We start from the raw sequence: 24,063 nt of genomic DNA, 5'->3' as shown, positions 1-24,063 counted from the left end.
TTATCGGCGACAGTATGCAGAACTGCGCGTTAATCGGAGACTGGGATTCGGATACGCCTGTGATTAACAATAACCAGCACATTGGTTATTTTATTTCCGGTGACTCATCAGACGGTTATATCCGCCCGCAGCTGGTAAATCACGGTGTGCGCAACTTCTTTATCGGTCGCTATGGGAATGGCGTTCTTGACCGGTCCACAGAAGATAATTTCCTCATCCGTGATTGCTGTCTGACGGGCTGGTTTATGGGGGCCGACTCCGTTTGCAACGGCTTCGTTGTCGCCCGTGATTGCTTTACCGGAGACGCCTATGGCGGGGCGTGGACGCAACGAAATGCCGCGGTCACGATTCCGTATCTCCCTCCCTATCCGGCGGCAGAGATTTTCAAAGTGGGCTGGGTTGATGCTATCCGGTATACGAAATATCACTTTTACGGCAAGCCCCGGCTGTTTGGCCCTGCCGATGAGGCGATTGATACGTGGTTCGATACGTATATCTATAAATCCGCCAACTCGGCGCGAACCTCCGCAGGCGGCAGGCTGACAAACAATACCGCCAGCGGCTATTCAGCGCGTTCGTTTCCCGGTATTGCGGGCCGGGCATTCACCGTCCTCAGTCGCTATGGACGTGCGGTGAACGGGGTCTGCCTTGACGATGTGAAAGTACTGGGAACCCACCGCGTCCCGTTCTACACCGACGCAGGCAGTTACAACGTGATTCACACGTCATACGTTGAAAAGACATGTCTCGTTGACACCACAACGACAACCATTGCCGGTAATCAGTTCTATACCGACTATCAGGACCCGTGGAATGCGACACTGACAAAAGCGCCCGCGATGGTTTGTGAGGGTGGTATCACTGTCGACAGAACTGTCGTTTCGGCTGGCGTGGCTACACATCCGTTCAGCCAGAAACCAACAACAATCAACGGCCCGCTCATCATCAACCCGTTCAGGGATGACACCGAAGACTACTCTGCCGTGCAGATTGCAGAGTGGAACAGCGCCGAAGGGAAAACGGTATATCTCTATGATTTCCGTCGTCAGTACAGCGTCCAGCGCCCGATACGTTTTTTTGAGAACACTCAGGAGACGTTCCAGTATTACAAGGGCGTCTGGACGCCGGTTGTCAAATGTGGTTCAGACGTCGTGACGCTGAATACCACGGTGGGAACCTACCGCCGCTCAGGGCGGTTAGTGCATGCGACATTCAGAATAGAAACCACGTCAATGGCGCTGACGACAGGTGGCGCGGTAGTGATATCAGGGCTTCCGTTTACAGTAGCCGCACTGAGCGACGGGGGGTTAACGGTGTCCCCGATAATCTGCAGTCGGGCCGGCTCGGGGATCATCCTCGCGCAAACGAACCCGACCACAAAAGATATTTTGTTGCTGACAAATAGCTCGCCTGCCGCTCTCTCAATAACAGGCGGAACAGGTTTGACTATTTACGGCTCAGTTCAGTACGTTCTGACAGAATAAGGATTTTCCATGTTTACAATAGAGAAAGAAGTTGCGGTTAAACAGGTGACGGCGGATGGAATTGCAGTCGGAACCACTACACTAAAAGTTAGCCTGACATACACCATCGAGAGGATCGAACTTGAAGGGGAGAACGGCATCGCGTTTTATACAGTTACGTCAGGCGCGGATGCTGAGGGTGTAAGGAATTACATCCCATTCATTTATTCAGGGAACGGCGATCCGTTATCTGAAGCTGAGTCTGCGCTAAAGTTAACAGTTGAATGATATTTCCCGCCAGTAATGGCGGGATTGATTTATATTTTTGCAGCCCCGGAAAACTCATCCAGCCCCATGATTTGCGCTTGCGCCTGGCTGAAAATATCTCCACTCAGCCAGGTTATCGGGAATGAGCGCCCTTGCGGAGATGGAACGCGAGCTGATTGTGGAGCGCACCCGCGCAGGTCTGGCAGCAGCAAGAGAGCAGGGGCGTATTGGCGGCCGCCGGCGGATGATGACCCCGGAGGTTGTCGATCATGCGCATCGAATGCTGGAGAACGGCGCAACCCGGCAACAGATAGCCGATGTAGTTGGGGTGGGGACCAAAAGCATTTACAAATATCTTCCAGTCGGTATCCCCACAAAAAGCAAAGCGTTACCTCAGTGATAAAGATCGATAGATGAAACCTGCATTGAACAAAATTCACGATGAAATTACTGTATATATAAACAGTGTTTATGCGAGGTAAGATCGTGCTTAGACAAACAGACATTAACCAGGCATTCCGCGAGTCAGTTTTACGCAACTCAAAGGGATATCAATACTTACATACACGAGATTTCGTTTCATCATTACAGCAGCGCGGCATTCACTTCTCACACTCTGATGCTAATCGGTGGATAGAGCGCTATCAAAGCTGCTTCGCTGACAAAACGCCGGACCACACCGAAAACAGGCTTTGGATTTTAAGGAATATGGGGAGGATCATGTAATGATGGTAAGTTCGTTTCCTTCACCTGCTGCTGATTATATTGAGTCTGCTCTGACTGTCACGGCTGCGTGCAACATTGGCGCGAACTCTCAGATTATAGAGACTGATCGCGGCTTCGTTGTTCTTGACCTGTCATTAAAAGTGACGCAAGGAAGCGTCCTGCTTATCCGCCTGGCTGGCGAACTGCAGTTTGCAAAATTGATGGGACGTTCTTTTATCACTGTCGAAGGGGAGAGCATAGAAGGTGAAGCTCTGGATGATATTGAGGTGCTCGGAGTCGCAACGCACGCGATAAATGATTTGAGACAGGATGCCAGTCCTGTTTGATGTGTCGCATTTGTGGCGTAACTGAATAGCGCGATAAGGACAAGGAAGTCACACAACGACACGTAACGACACAAAACCGGATGCGAACGCGGAAAACATATGTGTTTACAGTGTGTTATTTAACGCTCTACTTTCTTCTAAGCCGTAGGTCACAGGTTCGAACCCTGTAGGGCGTACCATTTAAAATCAATAAGTTATTAACTTCCTCCTCTCGCTGATGTTTTCTCATGGAACACATTTGGGACATCTTCTGCAAAAATCGAGTCAATTTGCCTTGCGTGTTCCGTTAAATGGTTAGGCGCCAGCTGGGCATAACGGCGTACCATTTCGATGCTTTCCCGGTAGATCAAAAAAACACAATAGTCTGGCAAGAGATCAATATGTAGATAATACGAACACAGAATGTGTATATCTATGTAAGATCATTATATTCAATTGGTTAAAAAGGTGTTGATAATTAATATCATTAAAAAAATATAAAAACTTTATACAATTCTAACTAAAACGATAAAAACAACAAAAAATATTACTAACCAGTGCAATAAGGGGAAGCGAAGTGGATGACGTTCCCTGGCGCCAACGCTTTGATACACTAAATCATTGCTTAATAAAAAGGGGGCGTTATCTTTTTCAAAGAAACTACCTGGCGGGTCAACATGATGAGGTAAAAAATGTATACACCTGATGCAATGAAGCTATCAGATAAAAAGCATATTTTTGATTTTATTGACACTTATAGCTTTGGATTAGTCGTTTCACCCACCCTCAACGCCAGCCATTTTCCTTTTATCCTCGATCGTAGTTCTTCATCGCAGGGAATTCTTCTTTCCCATATGGCCCGTGCGAATCCTCTATGGAAAGACTTTGACGGAAAGAGGGTTCTCGCCATATTTCAAGGGCCCCATAGTTACGTTTCTCCAACCTGGTATCAAACTTCTCCCGCGGTGCCAACATGGAACTATACCGCCATTCACTGTTATGGCACGGTAAGCCTTGTACCCGTCAATGAATTGCGCACGGTGATGGATGCGTTAGTTCATAAACATGAACCAACCCTTCAGGCGCAGAAAGACGTTATGCCAAAGGCATTTATCGAAGAAAAATTAAAATATATTATTGGATTCAAAATTGAAATTGAGGAGTTTCAGGCCAAAGAAAAGCTGGGGCAGCATCGTTCTCAGGCCGATCAGCGAGGAACGTTGCAGGGGTTAATCAACAGCCAATCTTCAGAGTCCGTTGCGCTGGCTGACTATATGCTTAAGGTGAAGAAAGGCACTGGCGTTTAAAAGCGATACTTCGCTCTATTATTTATGTTGGAGGAAAATACTTACACCTTACGTAATGTATTGAATCAACCATCCCGGAAAAACGTACTCGCGAACGGCTTGTCGGAAGAATAATGAAATTGAATTTGAGCGCCGCGTTTATCAGAAGAAAGCATAGGGAAACGCCGTTTAAATCAGGGGTGAGTTCGGTTAAACCCGGCGCCTTACGCCGCCGGGAACGCCATTACTTCATTGCCCCCTCAAGGATAAGTTTGTCCTTTTCTCCGCGGGTGATGCTCTGCTGATGCAGGCTGTCAGCGAGCGTCACGTCATTGACGGCGAAAAAAGCCCAGGCCTGCGGCGTATTGGCGAACGTCACCTCATCAAACTGACTGTCGTGCAGGAAGGAGATACTGGTCGCTTTGGTGTTACGGAAGCTGACGTTGGAAAAACGCAGATTCTGGTGATAGGCATCGCGAGAATAGGTCAGCCCAAATGATTCTGCCATTTCGGCTACCGTCATGCCGTCAATCAGGATGCTGTGCTTAGCCGAAGTACCATCGACGGTGACGTCCTGCACCTGAACGTCGCGGAACTGAGCGGGCTCGTCGGCAGGGGTCGTATCATTCACGTCGGCGCTGTATTTGATAGTAAAAACGAACGGCTCTTTGGCGATATCTTTCATCGCATTATGGCGAAACAGCACATCCCTTACGCCGCCGCCGTAGTAAGGGCGGCTTTTCATGCGCAGGCCGACATCGGTCATATACATAACGTTATCCTCGGCGCGGACGTTTTCGATCCACGCGCCGGTATGGCTACCGGTCACCACGGCGCCGTGGCCTTTGCGGAAATAGTTATTAAAGATCCACGCCCCGCTTTGCGGCTGTTGATGAAAAGTTTCCGCGCCTTTACCAAACCCGGCGGCGAAATTGACGCAATCATCTCCGGTATCGAAGAAGTTGTTGAAAACCAGCGCATTCTGGCTATTGCCGAACTCGACGCCGTCGGCGTTATTGCCGTCAAAGGTCTGGTGGACCAGGCCATTGAGGGTGATATTTTTTGACTCCAGCACCATCACGCCGTGAAAGGCGGGGTTGCGGATCGTCAGCCCGGCAAGATAGAGGTTCTGCACGCCGCGCAGGGTCATCAGGCTGGAGCGGCGATTTTTATAGGCGCTATTGCTTTCGATGCCTTCCGCAATAGCCGCTTCGGTCTGATGCTTTGCCAGAATGCCGTCCGCGCTGATTTTTGCCGCATTGCTGGCCCGGTATTGCGGCAGCGCGTTCCCCATTTCGTCGATGATGGTGGCCTCGCCGCCGCTTTTGACGCCCCGGGTCCAGCCGTTGCCGTCAATCGTGCCTTTACCGACGATGCGAATATTGCGAAACGTTCCGGCCGGAGACTCGCCCTTATCGTCCGCTTCCAGCACGTTAATTAATGACGGCGGGCGGCGGGGCTGCGGATGGTCGCTGTAGGGATAGAGGTAATAGCCTTTTTCCAGCGGGTACTGGGCCGGATCGTCTGAACCCAGCAGAGTGGCGCCAGCGGCAATCTCCAGGGTCATATCGCTGTGCAGGAACAGCGCGCCGGTTTTGAATTCGCCGTCGGAAATCACCACCTTACAGCCCTGAGGATAGTGCGCGACGGTGCAGCTATCGATCGCCTGCTGCAGCGCCTGGGTATTCAGCGTGGTGCCGTCACCCTTCGCGCCGAACGTGCTGGCTTCGATGATGTGCGGCGTTTTGCTGGTCCGCGCTTTAATCACCGCGCTATCCGGCGACTCTTTGCCATTGGCGTAGACCGCGCGCACCGTAAATGCGTATTCCGTATCCGGCTCCAGGTGGGTGACCGTAAAGGTACGCAAGTCGATTGGCTGCTGCCAGCCGTCGCTGGCGACCCGCTGATAGAAGTTATCAATATAGGGTTTGGCCGGTGAAAAATGGTTTTGATTTTCGCGCGCCAGACCCAGCCGCTCGCCCTGACGGTAAATCGCGTAGTCCACCACCTGCTGCGTCTCTGATTCCGGTTTTTCCCAAACCAGCACCAGGCTGTTTTCATCGGCAGAAAGCGCGGGAACGAAGACATTCTGCGGCGCGGAGGCGGGCGCATCCTGCTGATTGTCGCGGGGGCCGCCGCTGTCATTACAGCCGCCCGCGAGGCCAGCCAGCGCGATAGCCAGCGCCAGCATACTGCGTGAAGGTCCAAAAGTATTGCGCATAAATTTCCCTTAATGTCATATCGCCTGTAAAAAAACAAAATACAAATTCATTTAAAATAAAATGACATTTTATATTTATGGCAAAAAATAAACGCGAGTCAGTTCAATCTTTCAGCAGGTGAAAAATAAAGCGTTGTTGGATAAGAAAAGGCGGCCAGGGCGTTAACCTCCGGCCCGCTTTCTCTTTACGGCGCGGAATATTGAATACGATAGCCGTGCGAGGTCGGTACGATATGCGCAAATCCCGACCCGCCAAGGTGCATACCGGCAATCAGCAGGTTTTCGCTGACGGCCTGGGCGAGGATCGCTTCCCGCGTCGCTCTGGCCTGCGCGGGATCGCAATCAAAAGCAACGGCGGCGGCGGGTCGGGCGGTCTGAATATGCGGAAAATGGACGATGTCGCCCCAGATCAGCAGGCTTTGCGCCGCGGCGTCGATGCGAAACCCGCTATGGCCCGGCGTGTGCCCGGGTAGCCATAGCGGGCGGATACCCGCGACGGCCTCGCGCTCATCCAGAAAACCGAGGCTGCGGGAATAGGCGTCCAGGGCGCGGCGGGCGAGCGTGAAGTTGCGCTGCCCCCGCGCATTGGCCCGGTTTAGCATGGCGTCGTCCTGCCAGTACTCGGCTTCCAGAGGGTGCAGATAAAGACGGGCGTGGCGATAGCGCGGCGCGCCGTTGGCATCCAGCAGGCCGCCGATATGATCCGGGTGAGCGTGGGTCAGCAGGACAGTATCCACGTCGTCTGGCGCACTCCCCGCCGCTCGCAGACTGGTTTCCAGCACGCCGCCTCCCGTACCCGCGTCGACCAGAATCGTTCTTCCCCGACCGCGAATAAGATAGCCACTAATGTCGATATTGCCGGGGTCAATGACGCCCGCGCTGCGCTGAATGTCTGCGGCATCGTCGATATTAATACCCGACAGCAGCGCCAGGCCAGCGGCCATGCTGCCGTCGCTGAGGGGCGCCACCTGAAAATCGCCAATCTGGCGGGAGAGAAAAGCGGGTTTGTGCATATCAACCTCTTAGCGTGATGGGGGCTGTATTTCAGTCGGGCTTTGCAACTGACCGGCCATGGGCTCATACATCGAGACGTTTTCCCGTCCCGCCAGCAGCATGGCTTCCCGGCGCGGCAGAACGTACGCCACGCGCTGCGGCGGGTTGTTATCCAGCCCGGCGGCCGAAAGTTTTGTTGGCGGATATCCCAGTTCCGACTCAACGACGTCCAGCGGCTCGGGGCTCAGTAGCAAAACATCCCCCTCAGCGACGGCGGGAAAGACGCCGCCGTAGCGATACAGGTTTCGCCGCCAGTCGCGAATATGCGCCTGCCAGCGGGAAAAGCTGCCGCCGCCTTTCTGGCGATACGCTTCACTGGCGAGCGTATCGCCATGCTCGATGGTATGAATAGCAAGATAGACCGGGCAGCCGGAGGAGAGCGCCCTGAAGCGCTGCGAGGCGCGGAATCCGCTGACGGACACCAGCGCAGGCAGCTTGTCCTCGCTGTAAAACCTGTTCCAGCCGGCTTCGCTTTGCGGGTCGGCGTAGCTGCACTCAACGATATATAACACGGGCTGCCCTCTGCATGATGGAATGATGTTATTGACGTTTGATCATGCTACGTTGGGCATTAAGCGCTATAAAACGATATTATTTCACCATTCAATGACATTTCATCATTGATAAACCTTCAGCAGAGGCGGCGTTCGTGCGAAAAAAACTCCCCAGCAGTACCTCGCTGCAGGCCTTTGAGGCTGCCGCCAGGCACGGTAACTTTGCCCGCGCGGCGGAAGAGCTGTCGCTTACCGAAGGCGCGATCAGCCGGCAAATCGCCCGCCTGGAATCGCTGTTAAACTGCAAGCTGTTTGAGCGGACGGGGAGCCGGGTGCGGCTGAACCCCAACGGCGCGCGCTATGCGCACCATGTCCGCGAGACGCTGGAGCGTCTTGAGCGAGATACGCAGTATCTGATGGGGGCTGCGGACGGCAGCCGAAGCCTGGAAATCGCCGCGCCGCCGACCTTTGCCAGCCGCTGGCTCATTCCCCGACTGGGGGATTTTCAGCGCCGGAATCCGGATATCACGCTGAATATCGCGGTCAGAACCGACCCGTTTATCCTCACCGGCAGCGGTTTTGACGCGGCGGTTCATTTCGAGCATCCCGCATGGGCAGGAATGCGCTTGCGGTTTCTGTTTGAAGAGAGACTGGTGCCGGTATGCCACGCCGGGCTACTTACGGGAGAAGGTCTCGCCAGCCAGCTGAACGCGCTGCCGCGTATTCATCGACGGCAGAATCCTGACGCCTGGCAGCGCTATGCTGAAGAGTGCGGGATTGCGCTGGATAATCCGGCGCGGGGCGTGCGCTACGATCTGCATGAGATGGCGATAGCCGCCGCGCTGGCCGGGCAGGGCGTTGCGCTGGTACCGCACGTGTACGTTGAAAAAGCGCTCGAAAACGGGACGCTGGTTGCGCCCTGGCCACAGGCCCGCAGCCTGAGCAAGCGCTTTTGCCTGGTGAGGCCGCTGGAAAACGGCGTCAACGAATCGGCGCTACAGGCGTTTGAACAGTGGTTATTGGCGCAATAAGGCCCGGTCGCGGGCCGTAGACGCGTTAAGCGCAGCCTCAGGCGTGGGATAAAAGCGGGAACATCAGCTTATTCTCTTTGAAGATATTTTCTTTTTGTCCGTAGATAAACAGAATATCTTCGCCTTCGATTTTTTCATACTCGCCGGTCCGATTCTCTTTGGGGGTAAAGCCGAGGATAGCCTGGTACGTATTTTCATCGGCGAGCTCGTTAATAATGGCCGACAGGGAGCGTCCGCTGTCGCAGAAAATATCAAAACAGATCAGCGCCGGACCGTTTTGCATCGCAATCGCGATGGCCTGGTTTTTGTCGGAATAATAGACGAAGTGCTTCATAAAGGCGGAGCAGTAGAACATCAATAAACCGAAGTTATCCTCTACCCGCAGCTGTGAAAACGGATTCGATTTTTGATAGTACCGCTGTAATCGCGCAACCTCTTCCGGCTGGTCCATATCGAGCTTGCGGAAGTCGCCCGCTGCCGGTACCACCGGCATAATATATTGATGTTCGGCGGTGCGCTCGAAGCCAAATTTCGGATAAAAATCAACGGTTGTCGGGTTAGCAAACAGGAAAAAGGCGTCGGCCTTATCCTGCCAGTCCGTCAGAATCTCCCTGACGAGCTGCCCGGCCAGGCCCTTATCACGATGATCGATATCGGTCATCACGGTGCCGATTTGAATATAGCGGCGGGGTTCGCCCTGCCAGGTCAGATCGATAATATTAGCGGAGGCGTTAGCAATCACTTTATTGTTGCTCACCAGGGCGTAGGGAATATAGGCGTCGGTCCAGTACCCTTTGCGGTACCACTCTTTAAAGGAGAGATCGAAGGTTTTAATCGCCAGGTCAATGAAGCTATTTCTTAACACCTCATTGTGCACAATTTGCTTATCTAATTTGTAGTTCATCGTCGACATTCCTTACGCTGCGGGTGAGGCACTGTTTTCGGCCATCTGTTCGGCGGTCCGATCTCTGTCGGGCGAGCTAAAAATAGCATATCCCCACGGATGGGCGACGATTGTCGCGCCTAAGCTTTGCTCAGGTCACACATTCGGGGAAAATAGGGCTAAAAATGGCGCGCTTTTGTCGCCCCAGGGAACATCGCCCTCAGGCAAAAGACGCCTTTAGCAAATGAAAGTTTGCCAGTCATCAAAAACGAAGAGGAATATATTGCGTTCATGGTCATGACCCCTATCATTAATAGGTAGGGTAAATGTGGTATCATCGCGCCTTTCCCTTTTCGTCCTGGGGCTCTTTTTTATGCAACAACCTGTTGTTCGCGTTGGAGAATGGCTGGTTACTCCCTCTGTTAACCAAATTAGCCGCAAGGGGCGTCAGCTAACTCTCGAACCGCGCTTAATCGATCTTCTGGTTTTCTTTGCCCGTCATCCCGGCGAAGTACTCAGTCGGGATGAGCTCATCGATAATGTCTGGACCCGCAACGTTGTCACCAGCCACGTCGTCACGCAAAGCGTTTCCGAGCTACGTAAGTCGCTGAAAGATGGCGACGATGGCAGCCTTGAATATATCGCTACCGTACCCAAACGCGGCTATAAGCTGACGGTGCCGGTGATCTGGTGTACCGAAGAGGGGGAGGAGCCGACGCCGGTTATCCCCGCAGAAACGACGACGGTCGGGTTTGACGCGCCGTTGACCTCCCCGCAGCCCGATGCGGCTGCGCCAGACAGCACAGCGGTGGCGAAGCCGGAAAAACGCAAGCGGCTGAGCACGTTTATCGTCTGGGGTCTGTTCCTGCTGGCCCTCGCGAGCTGCGTGGCGCTGGTGGCCCTGTCAACCCTGCAGTCGCGCCCGCCGGTCACGAAAACCCGGTTGCTGCTTAACCCGCGTGATGTCGATATTCACCTGCTCAGCGGCAACACCTGCAACAACTGGTCATCGCAGCACTCCTATGCCATCGGGTTGGGGAGCCTGATTACCACCTCGCTGAACACCTTCTCCACCTTTATGGTGCACGACAAAACCAACTACAACATCAATGAGCCGAGCAGTTCCGGTAAAACCCTGACCATTGAGTTCGTCAACCAGCGGCACTATCGCGCACAGCAGTGCTTCATGTCGGTGAAGGTGGTGGATAACGCCGACGGCTCGACCATGATGGATAAGCGTTACTTTGTCACCAGCGACAACCAGCTTTCGATTCAGAACGACCTGCTGAGCAGCCTCTCTGAGGCGCTGAAGCAGCCGTGGCCGGCGCGGATGCAGGAGATGTTAAAGCAGTATCAGCCGTCGCAAAGTATCGCGCTTACCCATTTCTATCAGGCGCATCAGCTATTAATGAACGGAGACGTTGATTCGCTGGGCAAAGCCAGTAGCCTGCTTGCCGACGTGAATAAGCAGTCGCCGGACTTTACCTATGCGTGGGCGGAAAAGGCGCTGGTTGACGTATTGCGCCATTCTCAGCAGCCGCTGGATGAGAAACAGCTCGCCGATCTGTACAGCGAAATAACCCGGGTGGGTAATATGCCGGGGATTAAAGATATGGCAATATTTTATCAGATTAAAACGGTGGATATGCTGGGCAAAGGAAAAGTGGATGAAGCCTATGACGCGATTAATGCCGGGATTGATCTGGAAATGTCGTGGATGAATTACGTGCTGCTGGGCAAAGTCTACGAAATGAAAGGGCAGAACCGGGAAGCTGCCGATGCCTACCTGACGGCGTTTAATTTACGCCCGGGTGAGAATACATTTTACTGGATTGAAAACGCCGTATTCCAGACCTCCGTGACCCGCGTGGTTCCGTATCTCGATAACTTCCTCGCTTCAGAATAAGTAAACCCTCATCATGGTCATGGTTTTGGCCGTGGTGAGGTTAAAATTATGTTTCTCATGAGCCACCGGGTTGTTATTTTTTATAACCTCTCCGGTTCCGCATGTAACACTTTTTCAACATGAAGTTGACCTCATAACCCAATGAAAAACATCTAAATTTACCTTTTCCTGATATCAACATGTCATCCTGATATGTTGCGCGAAAAAGGTCAAAATATCATTTGTCTGATGTTTGCAGTTATTTCACTTTATCTTTAGGACTTATCTCGTACTAATCCGTAATCTTGTTGGCAGTTGGTCGGGTCAATAAAAGGTTCATCATCATGATCTGTACCTCCCAAATAAACTTAGGAGAAAAGCAAACATGAGTTCTGCCAAGAAGATCGGGCTATTTGCCTGTACCGGCGTAGTCGCCGGTAATATGATGGGGAGCGGTATTGCATTATTACCTGCAAACCTCGCTAGCATCGGTGGTATTGCCATCTGGGGTTGGGTGATTTCTATTATTGGCGCGATGTCTCTGGCTTATGTTTATGCCCGGCTGGCGACCAAGAATCCGCAGCAGGGTGGCCCAATTGCCTACGCCGGTGAAATATCCCCAGCGTTCGGTTTCCAGACCGGCGTGCTTTATTATCACGCCAACTGGATCGGTAACCTGGCAATCGGTATTACCGCCGTCTCTTATTTATCAACATTCTTCCCAATTTTAAATAACCCGGTGCCGGCAGGTATTGCCTGTATCGCCATCGTATGGATATTCACCTTCGTGAATATGCTCGGCGGGACTTGGGTGAGCCGCCTGACAACAATTGGCCTGGTACTGGTACTTATTCCGGTGGTCATGACCGCGGTGGTCGGCTGGCACTGGTTTGATGCCGCAACCTATCAGGCAAACTGGAACACCTCCAGCACCACTGACAGCCACGCGGTAATCAAAAGTATCCTGCTCTGCCTGTGGGCCTTTGTCGGGGTAGAATCTGCCGCCGTGAGTACCGGGATGGTGAAAAACCCGAAACGCACCGTGCCGCTGGCCACCATGCTGGGCACCGCGATGGCCGGTATCGTCTACATCGCCGCGACCCAGGTGATTGCGGGTATGTATCCTGCCTCTCAGATGGCCGCATCCGGTGCGCCGTTTGCAGTGAGCGCCTCCACCATTCTCGGCGGCTGGGCTGCGCCGATGGTTTCCGCCTTCACCGCCTTTGCCTGCCTGACTTCGCTGGGCTCGTGGATGATGCTGGTGGGTCAGGCCGGCGTACGTGCCGCCAATGACGGTAACTTCCCGAAAGTGTATGGCGAACTCGACAGCAACGGTATTCCGAAAAAAGGCCTGCTGCTGGCCGCGGTGAAAATGACCGCGCTGATGGTGCTGATTACCCTGATGAACTCTACCGGCGGCAAAGCGTCTGACCTGTTCGGTGAGCTGACCGGTATCGCGGTACTGCTGACCATGCTGCCTTACTTCTACTCCTGCGTTGACCTGATTCGCTTCGAAGGCATCAATGTACGCAACTTCGTCAGCCTGATTTGCTCCGTACTCGGCTGCGCGTTCTGCTTCATCGCCCTGATGGGGGCAAGCTCCTTCGAACTGGCCGGTACCTTTATCGTCAGCCTGATTATCCTGATGTTCTACGGTCGCAAAATGCACCAGCGCCAGAACAACGACAACTCCGCTGATAGCAGCACCGCCAGCGCGCATTAATCAGCAACCCTATTCCTGAGGCTCCTTCCATCACCTGTCACGACGTGGCGGGAGGGGCTTTCTTTATCTGGAGATTTGACTATGAACGTTATCGCAATCATGAATCACATGGGTGTCTACTTCAAAGAAGAACCCATCCGTGAACTGCATCGCGCCCTCGAACGCCTGGACTTCCGTATTGTCTACCCGAACGACCGTGAAGACTTATTAAAACTTATCGAAAACAATGCGCGTCTGTGCGGCGTGATCTTCGACTGGGATAAATACAATCTCGAACTGTGCGAAGACATCAGCAAAATGAACGAATACATGCCGCTGTACGCCTTTGCGAACACTTACTCAACGCTGGACGTGAGCCTCAACGATCTGCGGATGCAGGTTCGCTTCTTCGAATATGCGCTGGGCGCAGCGGAAGATATTGCCAACAAAATCAAACAGAATACCGACGAGTATATCGACACCATTCTGCCGCCGCTGACCAAAGCGCTGTTTAAATACGTGCGTGAAGGCAAATATACCTTCTGTACCCCAGGCCATATGGGCGGTACCGCGTTCCAGAAAAGCCCGGTCGGCAGCATCTTCTACGATTTCTTTGGTTCTAATACCATGAAATCCGATATCTCGATTTCGGTTTCTGAACTCGGTTCTCTGCTGGACCACAGCGGCCCGCACAAAGAAGCGGAAGAGTACATCGCCCGCGTCTTCAACGCGGAACGCAGCTACATGGTGACCAACGGGACCTCTACCGCCAACAAAATTGTCGGCATGTATTCCGCCCCGGCCGGTAGCACCGTGCTGATTGACCGTAACTGCCATAAATCGCTGACCCATCTGATGATGATGAGCGACATTACGCCAATCTACTTCCGCCCGACCCGCAACGCCTACGGTATCCTCGGCGGTATCCCGCAGAGCGAATTCCAGCATGCGACCATCGCGAAGCGCGTGAAAGAAACCCCGAACGCGACCTGGCCGGTGCACGCGGTTATCACCAACTCCACCTATGACGGTCTGCTGTACAACACGGACTACATCAAGAAAACCCTGGATGTGAAATCCATCCACTTTGACTCCGCGTGGGTGCCTTACACCAACTTCTCGCCGATTTATGAAGGCAAATGCGGGATGAGCGGCGGCCGCGTCGAAGGGAAAGTGATTTACGAAACCCAGTCCACGCACAAACTGCTGGCGGCGTTCTCTCAGGCCTCGATGATTCACGTTAAAGGCGACGTGAACGAAGAAACCTTTAACGAAGCCTACATGATGCACACCACCACTTCTCCGCACTACGGCGTGGTGGCCTCGACGGAAACCGCGGCGGCGATGATGAAAGGCAACGCCGGTAAGCGCCTGATTGACGGCTCTATCGAACGTTCAATCAAGTTCCGTAAAGAGATCAAACGCCTGAAAGGCGAGTCCGACGGCTGGTTCTTCGACGTCTGGCAGCCGGAACATATCGATGGCGCTGAATGCTGGCCGCTGCGCTCCGACAGCGCGTGGCACGGCTTCAAAAACATCGATAACGAGCACATGTATCTCGACCCGATTAAAGTCACGCTGCTGACTCCGGGGATGAAGAAAGACGGCACCATGGATGAGTTCGGTATTCCGGCGAGCATCGTGGCGAAGTATCTCGACGAGCACGGTATCGTGGTCGAAAAAACCGGTCCGTACAACCTGCTGTTCCTGTTCAGTATCGGTATCGACAAAACCAAAGCGCTGAGCCTGCTGCGTGCGCTGACCGATTTCAAACGCGCGTTCGACCTGAACCTGCGGGTGAAAAACATGCTGCCGTCGCTGTATCGTGAAGATCCGGAATTCTACGAAAACATGCGCGTTCAGGAACTGGCGCAGAACATTCATAAACTGATTGAGCACCACAACCTGCCGGATCTGATGTTCCGCGCGTTCGAAGTGCTGCCGACCATGATGATCACGCCGTACGCCGCGTTCCAGAAAGAGCTGCACGGTCAGACCGAAGAGGTGTATCTCGAAGAGATGGTGGGCCGCGTCAACGCCAATATGATCCTGCCGTATCCTCCGGGAGTGCCGCTGGTGATGCCGGGTGAAATGATCACCGAAGAGAGCCGTCCGGTGCTGGAGTTCCTGCAGATGCTGTGCGAAATCGGCGCCCACTATCCGGGCTTCGAAACCGATATCCACGGCGCCTATCGTCAGGCGGATGGTCGTTACACCGTTAAAGTGCTGAAAGAAGAAAATAACAAATAATCGATGCACAACAGGGAAGTGGCTTGCCACTTCCCTTTTTCACGCTGCAAGGAGAACACATGAAAACACCCTCACAGCCGCGCGCGATTTATTACATCGTTGCGATCCAAATCTGGGAATATTTCAGCTTTTACGGCATGCGTGCCTTACTCATCCTCTACCTCACCCATCAGCTCGGCTTTGATGACAGCCACGCTATCAGCCTGTTCAGCGCTTACGCTTCCCTCGTGTACGTCACTCCTATTCTCGGCGGCTGGCTTGCCGACCGCCTGCTCGGCAACCGCACGGCGGTGATTGCCGGCGCACTGTTAATGACGCTTGGCCACGTGGTGCTGGGCGTGGAATCCGATTCCACCTGGAGCCTGTACCTCGCGCTGGCGATCATTATCTGCGGCTACGGCCTGTTCAAATCCAACATCAGCTGCCTGCTGGGCGAGCTCTACGCCGTTGACGACCCTCGCCGCGACGGCGGTTTTTCGCTGCTGTACGCCGCCGGTAACGTCGGCTCCATCGCCGCGCCTATCGCCTGTGGGCTGGCGGCGCAGTGGTACGGCTGGCATATCGGCTTTGCGCTGGCGGGAATCGGCATGTTTGTCGGCCTGATGATTTTCCTCAGCGGTAGCCGCTACTTCCGCCACGCGCGCGGCGTCGATAAACAGGCGCTGCGGGCGGTAAAGTTTGTGCTGCCGACCTGGGGCTGGCTGGTGGTGATGCTCTGCGTTGCGCCGGTGTTTTTCACGCTGCTGCTGGAGAATAACTGGTCCGGCTATCTGCTGGCGATCGTGTGCGTGTTCGCCGCCCAGATGGTAGCGCGCATTATGGTCAAATCGCCGGAGCATCGCCGCGCGCTGTGGCAAATCGTTCTGCTGATGCTGACCGGGACTCTGTTCTGGGTTCTGGCGCAGCAGGGCGGGAGTTCGATCAGCCTGTTCATCGACCACTTTGTTAACCGTCATCTGCTGAATATTGAGGTGCCGACCGCGCTGTTCCAGTCGGTTAACGCCGTGGCGGTGATGGCGGCGGGCGTCGTGCTGGCGTGGCTGATAAGGCCGGAAGGCGCGACCCGCTCGGCGCTGCGCGTGTGGCTGAAGTTCGCCTTTGGCCTGGTGCTGATGGGCTGCGGCTTTATGCTGCTGGCGCTTAACGCGCGCCACGGCGCGGCGGAAGGGCAGGCATCAATGGGCATGATAGTGGCCGGCCTGGCGCTGATGGGCTTTGCCGAACTGTTTATCGACCCGGTAGCGATGGCGCAGATCACCCGCCTCAATATGCCCGGCGTCACCGGGGTACTGACCGGGATTTATATGCTGGCGACCGGCGCGGTAGCCAACTGGCTGGCGGGAGTGGTGGCGCAGCAGACCACCGAGTCGCAGATCAGCGATACGGCGATTGCCGCGTATCAGCACTTCTTTGCCCAAATGGGCGAATGGACGCTGGGCTGCGTGGCGGTGATTGTCGTCGTCGCCTTCGCCGCCGCGTTTAGCGTCGGCAAACGCCGCGCGGCCGCCGGTGAACTTCCCGGCGGCGGCGCCTAGCCCCGTCTGGCGACAGGTCCGGCTTACCGGGGCTACAAAATCGTGCTGGCTGGTAGCCCGGCTAAGGCGTTTACACCGCGAGCCGGGGATCGGTAACCCCAACAGTGGAGCGACAAGCCGCTCCTTGCACCGTTTACTGAACAGGAGGAGGATATTCTGGCAGGCGCGGAAGCCGAAGATAAAAAACTGTTACTGAAGCAATGGCTGAGCGAAATCAGCCGGAATTGAAGCCAGGCTCCTTAAGATTGTTCTTTGGCGTCGACGCCGGAACAGGCCGCGCTGGAGAGTGACCTGGTTCAATTATCGAAGCAAGTTTGCAAGCAGGGTTATGAGGAACCAACATGTCTGAACAACAAGCACAAGGTGCCGATGAGGCAATTGACCTTAATAATGAACTGAAAACCCGTCGTGAAAAACTGGCCGCGCTGCGCGAGCAGGGCGTGGCGTTCCCGAACGATTTTCGCCGTGACCACACTTCTGACCAGCTCCATGCGGAATTTGATGGTAAGGAAAACGACGAGCTCACCTCTCTGAACGTCGAGGTCGCCGTGGCTGGCCGCATGATGACCCGCCGGATTATGGGGAAAGCCTCTTTCGTCACCTTACAGGACGTCGGCGGCCGCATTCAGCTGTACGTCGCCCGCGACGATCTGGCGGAAGGCGTCTACAACGAACAGTTTAAGAAATGGGATCTTGGCGACATCATCGCCGCCCGCGGTAAGCTGTTTAAAACCCAGACCGGCGAACTCTCCATTCACTGCACCGAGCTGCGCCTGCTGACCAAGGCATTGCGCCCGCTGCCGGACAAGTTTCACGGCCTGCAGGATCAGGAGGCGCGCTATCGTCAGCGCTATCTGGATCTGATCTCCAACGAAGAGTCGCGCCACACCTTCAAGGTGCGTTCGCAGATCCTCGCCACCATGCGTCAGTTCATGGTCGCGCGCGGCTTTATGGAAGTCGAGACTCCGATGATGCAGGTGATCCCCGGCGGCGCCTCCGCGCGTCCGTTCATCACCCATCACAACGCGCTCGATCTGGATATGTATCTGCGCATCGCGCCGGAGCTGTATCTGAAACGGCTGGTGGTCGGCGGCTTCGAACGGGTGTTCGAAATCAACCGCAACTTCCGTAACGAAGGCATCTCCGTGCGCCACAACCCTGAGTTCACCATGATGGAACTCTATATGGCGTATGCGGATTACAAAGATCTGATCGAACTGACCGAATCTCTGTTCCGCACGCTGGCGCAGACCGTGCTGGGGAAAACCGAAGTCCCGTACGGCGACCAGGTGTTCGACTTCGGCAAGCCGTTTGAAAAACTGACCATGCGCGAAGCGATCAAGAAATACCGTCCGGAAACCGAGATGGCGGATCTGGATAACTTCGAGGCGGCAAAAGCGCTGGCGGAATCCATCGGTATTCACGTTGAGAAGAGCTGGGGGCTGGGGCGTATCGTCACCGAGATTTTCGACGAAGTAGCGGAAGCCCATCTGATCCAGCCAACCTTTATCACCGAGTATCCGGCGGAGGTTTCGCCGCTGGCGCGCCGTAACGACGTGAACCCGGAAATCACCGATCGCTTCGAGTTCTTTATCGGCGGGCGTGAAATCGGCAACGGCTTTAGCGAGCTGAACGACGCGGAAGACCAGGCCCAGCGTTTCCAGGATCAGGTCAACGCCAAAGCGGCGGGGGATGATGAAGCGATGTTCTACGACGAAGACTACGTCACCGCGCTGGAATATGGCCTGCCGCCGACGGCCGGTCTGGGCATCGGTATCGACCGCATGGTGATGCTGTTTACCAACAGCCATACCATTCGCGACGTGATTCTGTTCCCGGCAATGCGTCCGCAGAAGTAAATCCCGCTAAAACCAGGTCCCCTCGTTTCCCTGAACCGGGGGGCCCTTATTTCGACGTGTTTAATTCCGACGAGCAATAATTGCGAATCAGCTTACTCCGGACACCTTATGTGCTATAACAGCGCGCATAAAAAACATAAGGTGTTAATTAAATGAAAAAAATAAAATTAATTGTTGGTGGCGTGATCTGTGCAAGTTATTTATTTACGTCAGTGTTATCAATGGCAAGTGATAATATCAACAACCATACCGTTCATTTTGATAAAGGCAGCAACGGCACGATAATAAAAAGCACCGTGACCGGTGACGGTGTTAACGACTATACGCTGGAGGCGAAAGCGGGCCAGATGATGCATATCAATATGAACAGCCAGCGGCCGCATCCTTATTTCAATGTTATCGCTCCTGATAATAATTCGATTTTTAACGGTTCTCTGAGCGGTGATACCTTTGAGCAACGTCTGATGAGCAGCGGTAAATATACGGTGCGGGTTTATCAGATGGGCGGAGCGCGCGATGAAAGGAAAACCAGCGCTTACGCGCTGACGTTTAAAATTACCGACTAATATTTGGCGGCTGTCTATTCAGGCTGTCCCGGAGGCGGCGCGCTGCGCCTGTCCGGGCTACCGGCCCGCAGACGGTGGGGAACCCGTAGCCCGGTCAGCGCAGCGCCACCGGGAAACAAAGCGCAGAGTGGCTGAATTTCCCGGAGGCGATGCTGCACATCTGTCCGGGCTACCGGCCCGCAGACGGCGGGGAACCCGTAGCCCGGTCAGCGCAGCGCCACCGGGGAAACAAAGCGCAGAGTGTTGCAGAACGGGCCTGTTCCCGGGTTAAAGCCCTTCGGTGACGATTTTTGCCGCCGCGGCTAACACCTCTTTGCGGCTTTTCGCATCCTGCTGCGGCTGGGTAAAATAGGTCACCAGCACCAGCGGGGCATGATTTTCCGGCCAGATCACCGCGATATCGTTGGTGGTGCCGTAATCTCCGGCGCCGGTTTTATCCCCGACCGCCCAGCTTGCGGGCAGGCCTGCGCGAATGCTTTGCCCGCCGGTGGTATTGCCTTTTAGCCACGTCACTAACTGGGCGCGCTGCTGTTCACCCAGCGCATTGCCCAGCGTCAGCTTGCGCAGGCTTTCGGCCATCGCCAACGGGGTGGTGGTATCGCGCTTATCGCCGGGAATCGCGCTGTTCAGCGCCGGCTCCGTACGATCGAGACGAAAAGTGACATCCCCGATACTCTGGGCGAATGCGGTCACCTTTTCCGGTCCGCCAAGGTAGCTAATCATCTTATTCATCGCGGTATTGTCGCTGTACTGCAGCGCCGCCGCGCTGAGTTCCGCCAGGGTCATTCCGCTTTGCAGATGTTTTTCGGTGATCGGGCTCCAGACCACTAAATCCGATTTTTTAATCTCCAGCCTTTTATTCACCACCTCTGGATTGCTTTCGCTCTGTTTTAACACCGCGGCGGCGGCCATCACTTTACCGGTGCTGCACATGGCAAAACGTTCATCGCCGCGATAGAGGGTTTGCGAATCATCTGCCGTGTTAATCAGCGCTACGCCCAGCCGACCGCCGGAACGTTTTTCTAAATCAGCCAGCTTTTGCTGGATAGCATCGGCACTGGCCCATAATGAACCGCTCGCCAGCAGCAGCGGAACGGCGGCGGCGGCCATCAGGGCGGTTTTACGCCACGAACTTTTCAACATCTCAGACTCCTTGATAGTGATGAGCTGCCTGGACTATCCGCGACTCCCGCGCTTTTGACAAGCACTATGTCGATGATGGAATTCCATCATAAATTCGTTATTCGTCCTCCTCTGCGCCTGCTTATAGTGTCTCCCCCCGGCAAAATAAAATCAGGAGCCGCTATGTTCCCGTCACAGTTACCAAAACCGCGCCATCCCGCCGCCTCGGCGATCCCCTCGCTGCGTTGGGCCATTATTGGCCCCGGCTGGATTGCCGAGCGCTTTGTGAAATCGTTAAAAGAGCTCAGCCGCCAGCGGGTGGTTGCCGTCTCCTCGCGCACGCAGCAAAAAGCCGACGATTTCGCCGCCCGCTGGGGGATCCCGCAGGCTTATGCTCAGGTGGATGAGATGCTGGCGCGACCGGATATTGATGCGGTTTACGTTGCCACGCCGCATAACCACCACTTTCCCGACGGGCTGCGGGTGCTGCAGGCGGGCAAACATGTGCTGATTGAAAAGCCGTTTGCGCTGAACCGGCGGGAAGGCGCGGCGCTGAAAGCGGAGGCCATGAAGCAGGGGACCCTGGCGATGGAGGCGATGTGGTGCGACTACGCGCCGAAGTATGACGTGATTCGCCAGCTGCTGGAGGACGGCGTGCTGGGCGATCTGCACACGCTGCTCGCCGATCACGGCGAGTTTTTTACCCCGGATCATCGCATTTTTAATGCCGATCTCGCCGGCGGGCCGATGATGGATCTCGGCAGCTATCTGACCTCATTCTGCGTGATGGTCGGCGGCGTGCCGCAGGACATTATCGCCCGCGGGCGTCCCGCCCAAAGAGGCGTCAACGGGCAGATTTCGATGCTGTTTAACTGGGAAAACGGCTTACAGGGATTGCTCAATACCACCCTGTTCAGCAACACGCCGGGCGGCGCGGTGGTGGCCGGGCGCGATGCGACCCTTACCCTCGACGGGCAGTTCTACGCGCCGGGGAATTTTACCCTCGCCGCCAGCCAGGGCGGGCAGGTGCTGCGCTGGGAGGAGCCGCGCAACCGCTACGACCAGCTGTTTTATCAGGCCGAACATTTTGCCTGGTGCGTGGGGCAAGGGCTTACGGACTCGCCGATCCGCCCGCTGGCCGGGGCAACGGCGCGCCGTTAACGCTCCTCGTTAAATATCACGCCAATCTGCCGCCGCACTTCGTCCATCACGCTCAGGTTTTCCAGCACCCCGTATGCCGACCGCATACGGGGCTTTTTTACGCCAGCGGTTCGACGCTGACAAACTGCCCTTGCCGCAGGGAAAGCACGGCGGCTTCGGCGATAGCCTGCGCCCGCAGCCCGTCCAGCAGCCCCGGCAGGTCCGTCACCGCTTCTCCGCCTAGCGAGCGGACAAAAGCATCCAGATGCGCGTAGTACGACCCCTCGACGCGACTGAACCAGTCCGGATAGAGTCCGGGCTGAATGCAGCGCGCTCCCTGCCACAGCGTGACGCCGCGCGATGCCTGACTGCCGGACTCTATCACTCCCTGCGGGCCGAGCAGGCTGATGCGCTCATCGTAGCCGTGGCCGGTGCGCCGGGTGTTGTCCAGCTGCGCCAGCGCGCCGCCGCGCATCCGCAGCATGACAATGGAGGTATCGACATCGTCGAATTCGGCAATTTCCGCCAGCGCCAGCGCAGCCCCCAGCGCGGCGACGGTCGTCACTTCATCACCGGTAAGAAAGCGCAGCAGGTCAAAGAAGTGAATCGCCTGGTCGCGCATCTGGCCGCCGGAGCTGCGCAGATATTCCAGCGGCGGCATAACCGATGCCCGACATACCATCTGAACCAGTTCGATTTTGCCAATCGCGCCCGCCTCGATCTCCCGGCGCAGCTGCTGGTGGCTGGCGTCGAAGCGGCGGTTAAAGCCAACGGTCACCGGTACCCCGAGCGGCAGCACTTTCTCGACGACCTGGCGGGCGCGGGCCAGCGAAAGATCGATCGGTTTTTCGCAGTAGACCGCTTTTCCCGCGCGCGCGGCGGCTTCCAGCAGCGCCGCGTGTGAAGGCGTCGAGCTGGCGATCAGTACCGCGTCAATGGCGTCGCTATTGATGGCTTCGGCAACGGTTACCGCCCGCGCGCCGTAGCGGGAAGCCAGCGCTTTCGCCCGCTCGGGATCGGCGTCGGCCACCATGGCCAGAAGGGTTCGCTCATGGCGAGCTAGGCTGGCGGCGTGAACCTGGCCAATAAAACCGCTGCCCAACAATGCAAAACGAATGCAGGTCATTTTTTTCTCCAGAAAGAGGGATTTAGCGTTGCCAAAGTAATCCGTTTGCTACACTGACCGACACGGGCGTTTTGATGGATTTCCATCATGGGGGAGACGAGACGATGAAAAGCATTTCGCTGGAGGCGCTGGCTAAACGGATTGGCGTGGGCGTCGCGACCGTTGACCGGGTGCTTAACGAACGCGGCGGCGTGTCGCCGGAAACCACGCGCAGGGTGCTGCAGGCCGCGCGGGAGGCCGGGCTGAAGCGCATTCTGCCGGAAGAGCGCCGTCTCCCGTGGCAAATAGAAGTGTTTCTCAGCGATAACGATTCGCGCTTTTTCTCCCGTCTGACGCAGGATTTCGCCGACGTGGCGGATAGCCTTGGCTATCGCCGGCTGACGCTGCACCGCACGCTGGTGGCGGAGTCCGCGCCGGAAAAGCTGGCGAAAAGCCTTATCCGCAGCAGCAAAAAGCGCCATGCGATAATTGTCTTTGGCAACGAACATCCGCGGGTCTATGACGCCTTGCGCCAGTGTCGCGAGGCGAACGTGCCGGTGATTACGCTGGTCACCGATCTCCCCGGCGCGCAGAGGCTTTGCCACGTCGGGATCGATCAGCAGCAGGCCGGCCGCACCGCGGGCATGATGATGGGGTTAATGGCGCACTGGTCTGGAGAAGTGCTGATGCTCAGCGGGCGCCAGGACTTCAGCGCTCATCGCTTGCGGATTCAGGGATTTCGCGAGGTGATTAGCCAGCGCTTTCCGCATCTGCTGCTGGGCGAGGTTTTGGCGGGGGAGGACAACCGACAGCGAATCGACCGCCTGCTGGAAGAGGCCCTGCGCCGCAACCGCGACGTGGTGGGCATCTACAATACCGGGCTGGGCAACACGCAGGTGGCGCAGGCGCTGGCTCGCCATCGCCGCTACGGCGAGTGCTGCTGGATGACCCATGAACGCTACAGCACCACCCGTGAACAGCTGGCCCAGGGGGGAATGGCGCTGACGATCGATCAAAACCCGCGCCAGCATGCCCGTCTGGCGGTGGAGCTGGCCCTGCGCCATCTGGAAACCGGCTATCAGCCGCATCTGTTCAGCGACGGCAAGGTCGAATTTATCCTTTACAGCGCTGAAAACGTCGACTGAGCGCCCGCGGCCCGCGGGGCGACAT

20 protein-coding genes and 2 pseudogenes are annotated in these 24,063 nt (G+C 55.6%); 15 read left to right on the top strand and 7 right to left on the bottom strand.

What is annotated here, in order from left to right; genetic code table 11:
• The 5 genes and pseudogenes from F8562_RS29190 to F8562_RS29170 form a co-directional block, all read left to right on the top strand.
• The coding region (locus F8562_RS29190; RefSeq protein WP_151891911.1) for a hypothetical protein at positions 1-1,484 on the top strand (1,484 nt) is incomplete at its 5' end.
• Positions 1,485-1,493: 9 nt separating this feature from the next.
• Positions 1,494-1,751 (top strand): hypothetical protein, encoded by a 258-nt coding sequence (locus F8562_RS29185; RefSeq protein ID WP_151891962.1) that lies wholly within the window; start codon positions 1,494-1,496, stop codon positions 1,749-1,751.
• Between the two features lie 121 nt (positions 1,752-1,872).
• Positions 1,873-2,130 (top strand): annotated as a pseudogene (locus F8562_RS29180) (helix-turn-helix domain-containing protein); the annotation flags it as partial.
• Between the two features lie 86 nt (positions 2,131-2,216).
• Entirely contained in the window at positions 2,217-2,456 is a 240-nt protein-coding gene (locus F8562_RS29645) for a hypothetical protein (protein WP_072351784.1), read from the top strand.
• Positions 2,456-2,782, top strand: coding sequence for a hypothetical protein (locus F8562_RS29170; RefSeq protein ID WP_094909240.1), 327 nt, complete (start codon positions 2,456-2,458; stop codon positions 2,780-2,782). Before F8562_RS29645 ends, F8562_RS29170 begins: the two co-directional genes overlap by 1 nt.
• 197 nt (positions 2,783-2,979) lie before the next feature.
• Here F8562_RS29170 and F8562_RS29165 read toward each other — a convergent pair.
• Positions 2,980-3,120 (bottom strand): annotated as a pseudogene (locus tag F8562_RS29165) (integrase); the annotation flags it as partial.
• Positions 3,121-3,453: 333 nt separating this feature from the next.
• Here F8562_RS29165 and F8562_RS29160 point away from each other — a divergent pair.
• Positions 3,454-4,068, top strand: coding sequence for an FMN-binding negative transcriptional regulator (locus tag F8562_RS29160; RefSeq protein ID WP_042934039.1), 615 nt, complete (start codon positions 3,454-3,456; stop codon positions 4,066-4,068).
• A 223-nt stretch (positions 4,069-4,291) separates the two neighbouring features.
• Here the strand turns inward: F8562_RS29160 and F8562_RS29155 are convergent, their stop codons facing one another.
• The 3 genes from F8562_RS29155 to F8562_RS29145 form a co-directional block, all read right to left on the bottom strand.
• A complete protein-coding gene (locus tag F8562_RS29155) occupies positions 4,292-6,268 on the bottom strand; it encodes a glycosyl hydrolase family 28 protein (RefSeq protein ID WP_014837700.1) in 1,977 nt (658 codons plus the stop codon).
• 185 nt (positions 6,269-6,453) lie between these two features.
• The gene (locus F8562_RS29150) at positions 6,454-7,281 is read right to left on the bottom strand and encodes an MBL fold metallo-hydrolase (protein WP_014837701.1); all 828 of its coding nucleotides are present in this window, start codon (positions 7,279-7,281) and stop codon (positions 6,454-6,456) included.
• A gap of 9 nt (positions 7,282-7,290) precedes the next feature.
• On the bottom strand, positions 7,291-7,833 hold the full coding sequence (locus F8562_RS29145; RefSeq protein ID WP_014837702.1) for a hypothetical protein: 543 nt from the start codon (positions 7,831-7,833) through the stop codon (positions 7,291-7,293).
• A 137-nt stretch (positions 7,834-7,970) separates the two neighbouring features.
• Between F8562_RS29145 and F8562_RS29140 the strand changes: the two genes are divergently transcribed.
• Positions 7,971-8,846, top strand: a complete 876-nt coding sequence (locus F8562_RS29140; protein WP_014837703.1) for a LysR substrate-binding domain-containing protein — start codon at positions 7,971-7,973, stop codon at positions 8,844-8,846.
• Positions 8,847-8,883: 37 nt separating this feature from the next.
• On the opposite strand, the gene F8562_RS29135 is transcribed toward F8562_RS29140, so the two are convergent.
• A complete protein-coding gene (locus F8562_RS29135) occupies positions 8,884-9,750 on the bottom strand; it encodes a GNAT family N-acetyltransferase (RefSeq protein WP_014837704.1) in 867 nt (288 codons plus the stop codon).
• 352 nt (positions 9,751-10,102) lie between these two features.
• On the opposite strand from F8562_RS29135, the gene cadC reads away from it, so the two are divergent.
• From cadC to F8562_RS29095, 6 genes are all read left to right on the top strand, one after another.
• Entirely contained in the window at positions 10,103-11,635 is a 1,533-nt protein-coding gene (gene cadC, locus F8562_RS29130) for a lysine decarboxylation/transport transcriptional activator CadC (RefSeq protein ID WP_042934040.1), read from the top strand.
• Positions 11,636-11,999: 364 nt separating this feature from the next.
• On the top strand, positions 12,000-13,337 hold the full coding sequence (gene cadB, locus F8562_RS29120) for a cadaverine/lysine antiporter (protein ID WP_004848490.1): 1,338 nt from the start codon (positions 12,000-12,002) through the stop codon (positions 13,335-13,337).
• A gap of 81 nt (positions 13,338-13,418) precedes the next feature.
• A complete protein-coding gene (gene cadA / locus F8562_RS29115) occupies positions 13,419-15,566 on the top strand; it encodes a lysine decarboxylase CadA (RefSeq protein WP_004848492.1) in 2,148 nt (715 codons plus the stop codon).
• A gap of 59 nt (positions 15,567-15,625) precedes the next feature.
• Positions 15,626-17,101: a dipeptide permease DtpD gene (gene dtpD, locus F8562_RS29110; protein WP_014837706.1), complete on the top strand. Its 1,476-nt coding sequence runs from the start codon at positions 15,626-15,628 to the stop codon at positions 17,099-17,101.
• A 341-nt stretch (positions 17,102-17,442) separates the two neighbouring features.
• Complete coding sequence (lysS, locus tag F8562_RS29100; protein WP_004848495.1) at positions 17,443-18,960, top strand: lysine--tRNA ligase; 1,518 nt, start codon at positions 17,443-17,445, stop codon at positions 18,958-18,960.
• 152 nt (positions 18,961-19,112) lie between these two features.
• Positions 19,113-19,526: a hypothetical protein gene (locus F8562_RS29095; RefSeq protein WP_014228246.1), complete on the top strand. Its 414-nt coding sequence runs from the start codon at positions 19,113-19,115 to the stop codon at positions 19,524-19,526.
• Between the two features lie 267 nt (positions 19,527-19,793).
• Here the strand turns inward: F8562_RS29095 and F8562_RS29090 are convergent, their stop codons facing one another.
• Positions 19,794-20,669 carry an extended-spectrum class A beta-lactamase OXY-1-1 gene (locus tag F8562_RS29090; RefSeq protein ID WP_014228247.1) on the bottom strand — a complete coding sequence of 292 codons (876 nt, stop codon included), beginning with the start codon at positions 20,667-20,669 and terminating at the stop codon, positions 19,794-19,796.
• Positions 20,670-20,831: 162 nt separating this feature from the next.
• Between F8562_RS29090 and F8562_RS29085 the strand changes: the two genes are divergently transcribed.
• Entirely contained in the window at positions 20,832-21,809 is a 978-nt protein-coding gene (locus F8562_RS29085) for a Gfo/Idh/MocA family protein (RefSeq protein ID WP_014837709.1), read from the top strand.
• A gap of 97 nt (positions 21,810-21,906) precedes the next feature.
• Here the strand turns inward: F8562_RS29085 and F8562_RS29080 are convergent, their stop codons facing one another.
• The gene (locus F8562_RS29080; protein WP_014837710.1) at positions 21,907-22,914 is read right to left on the bottom strand and encodes a Gfo/Idh/MocA family oxidoreductase; all 1,008 of its coding nucleotides are present in this window, start codon (positions 22,912-22,914) and stop codon (positions 21,907-21,909) included.
• Positions 22,915-23,018: 104 nt separating this feature from the next.
• Here F8562_RS29080 and F8562_RS29075 point away from each other — a divergent pair, with 104 nt between their 5' ends.
• The gene (locus F8562_RS29075) at positions 23,019-24,038 is read left to right on the top strand and encodes a LacI family DNA-binding transcriptional regulator (RefSeq protein WP_151891961.1); all 1,020 of its coding nucleotides are present in this window, start codon (positions 23,019-23,021) and stop codon (positions 24,036-24,038) included.
• The last annotated feature ends 25 nt before the right edge of the window (positions 24,039-24,063 follow it).

Origin of the sequence: Klebsiella sp. RCJ4 (assembly GCF_009025755.1) — a bacterium.
GTDB classification, from domain to species: Bacteria; Pseudomonadota; Gammaproteobacteria; order Enterobacterales; family Enterobacteriaceae; genus Klebsiella; species Klebsiella michiganensis.
This window is presented reverse-complemented; position numbering and strand designations above follow the sequence as displayed.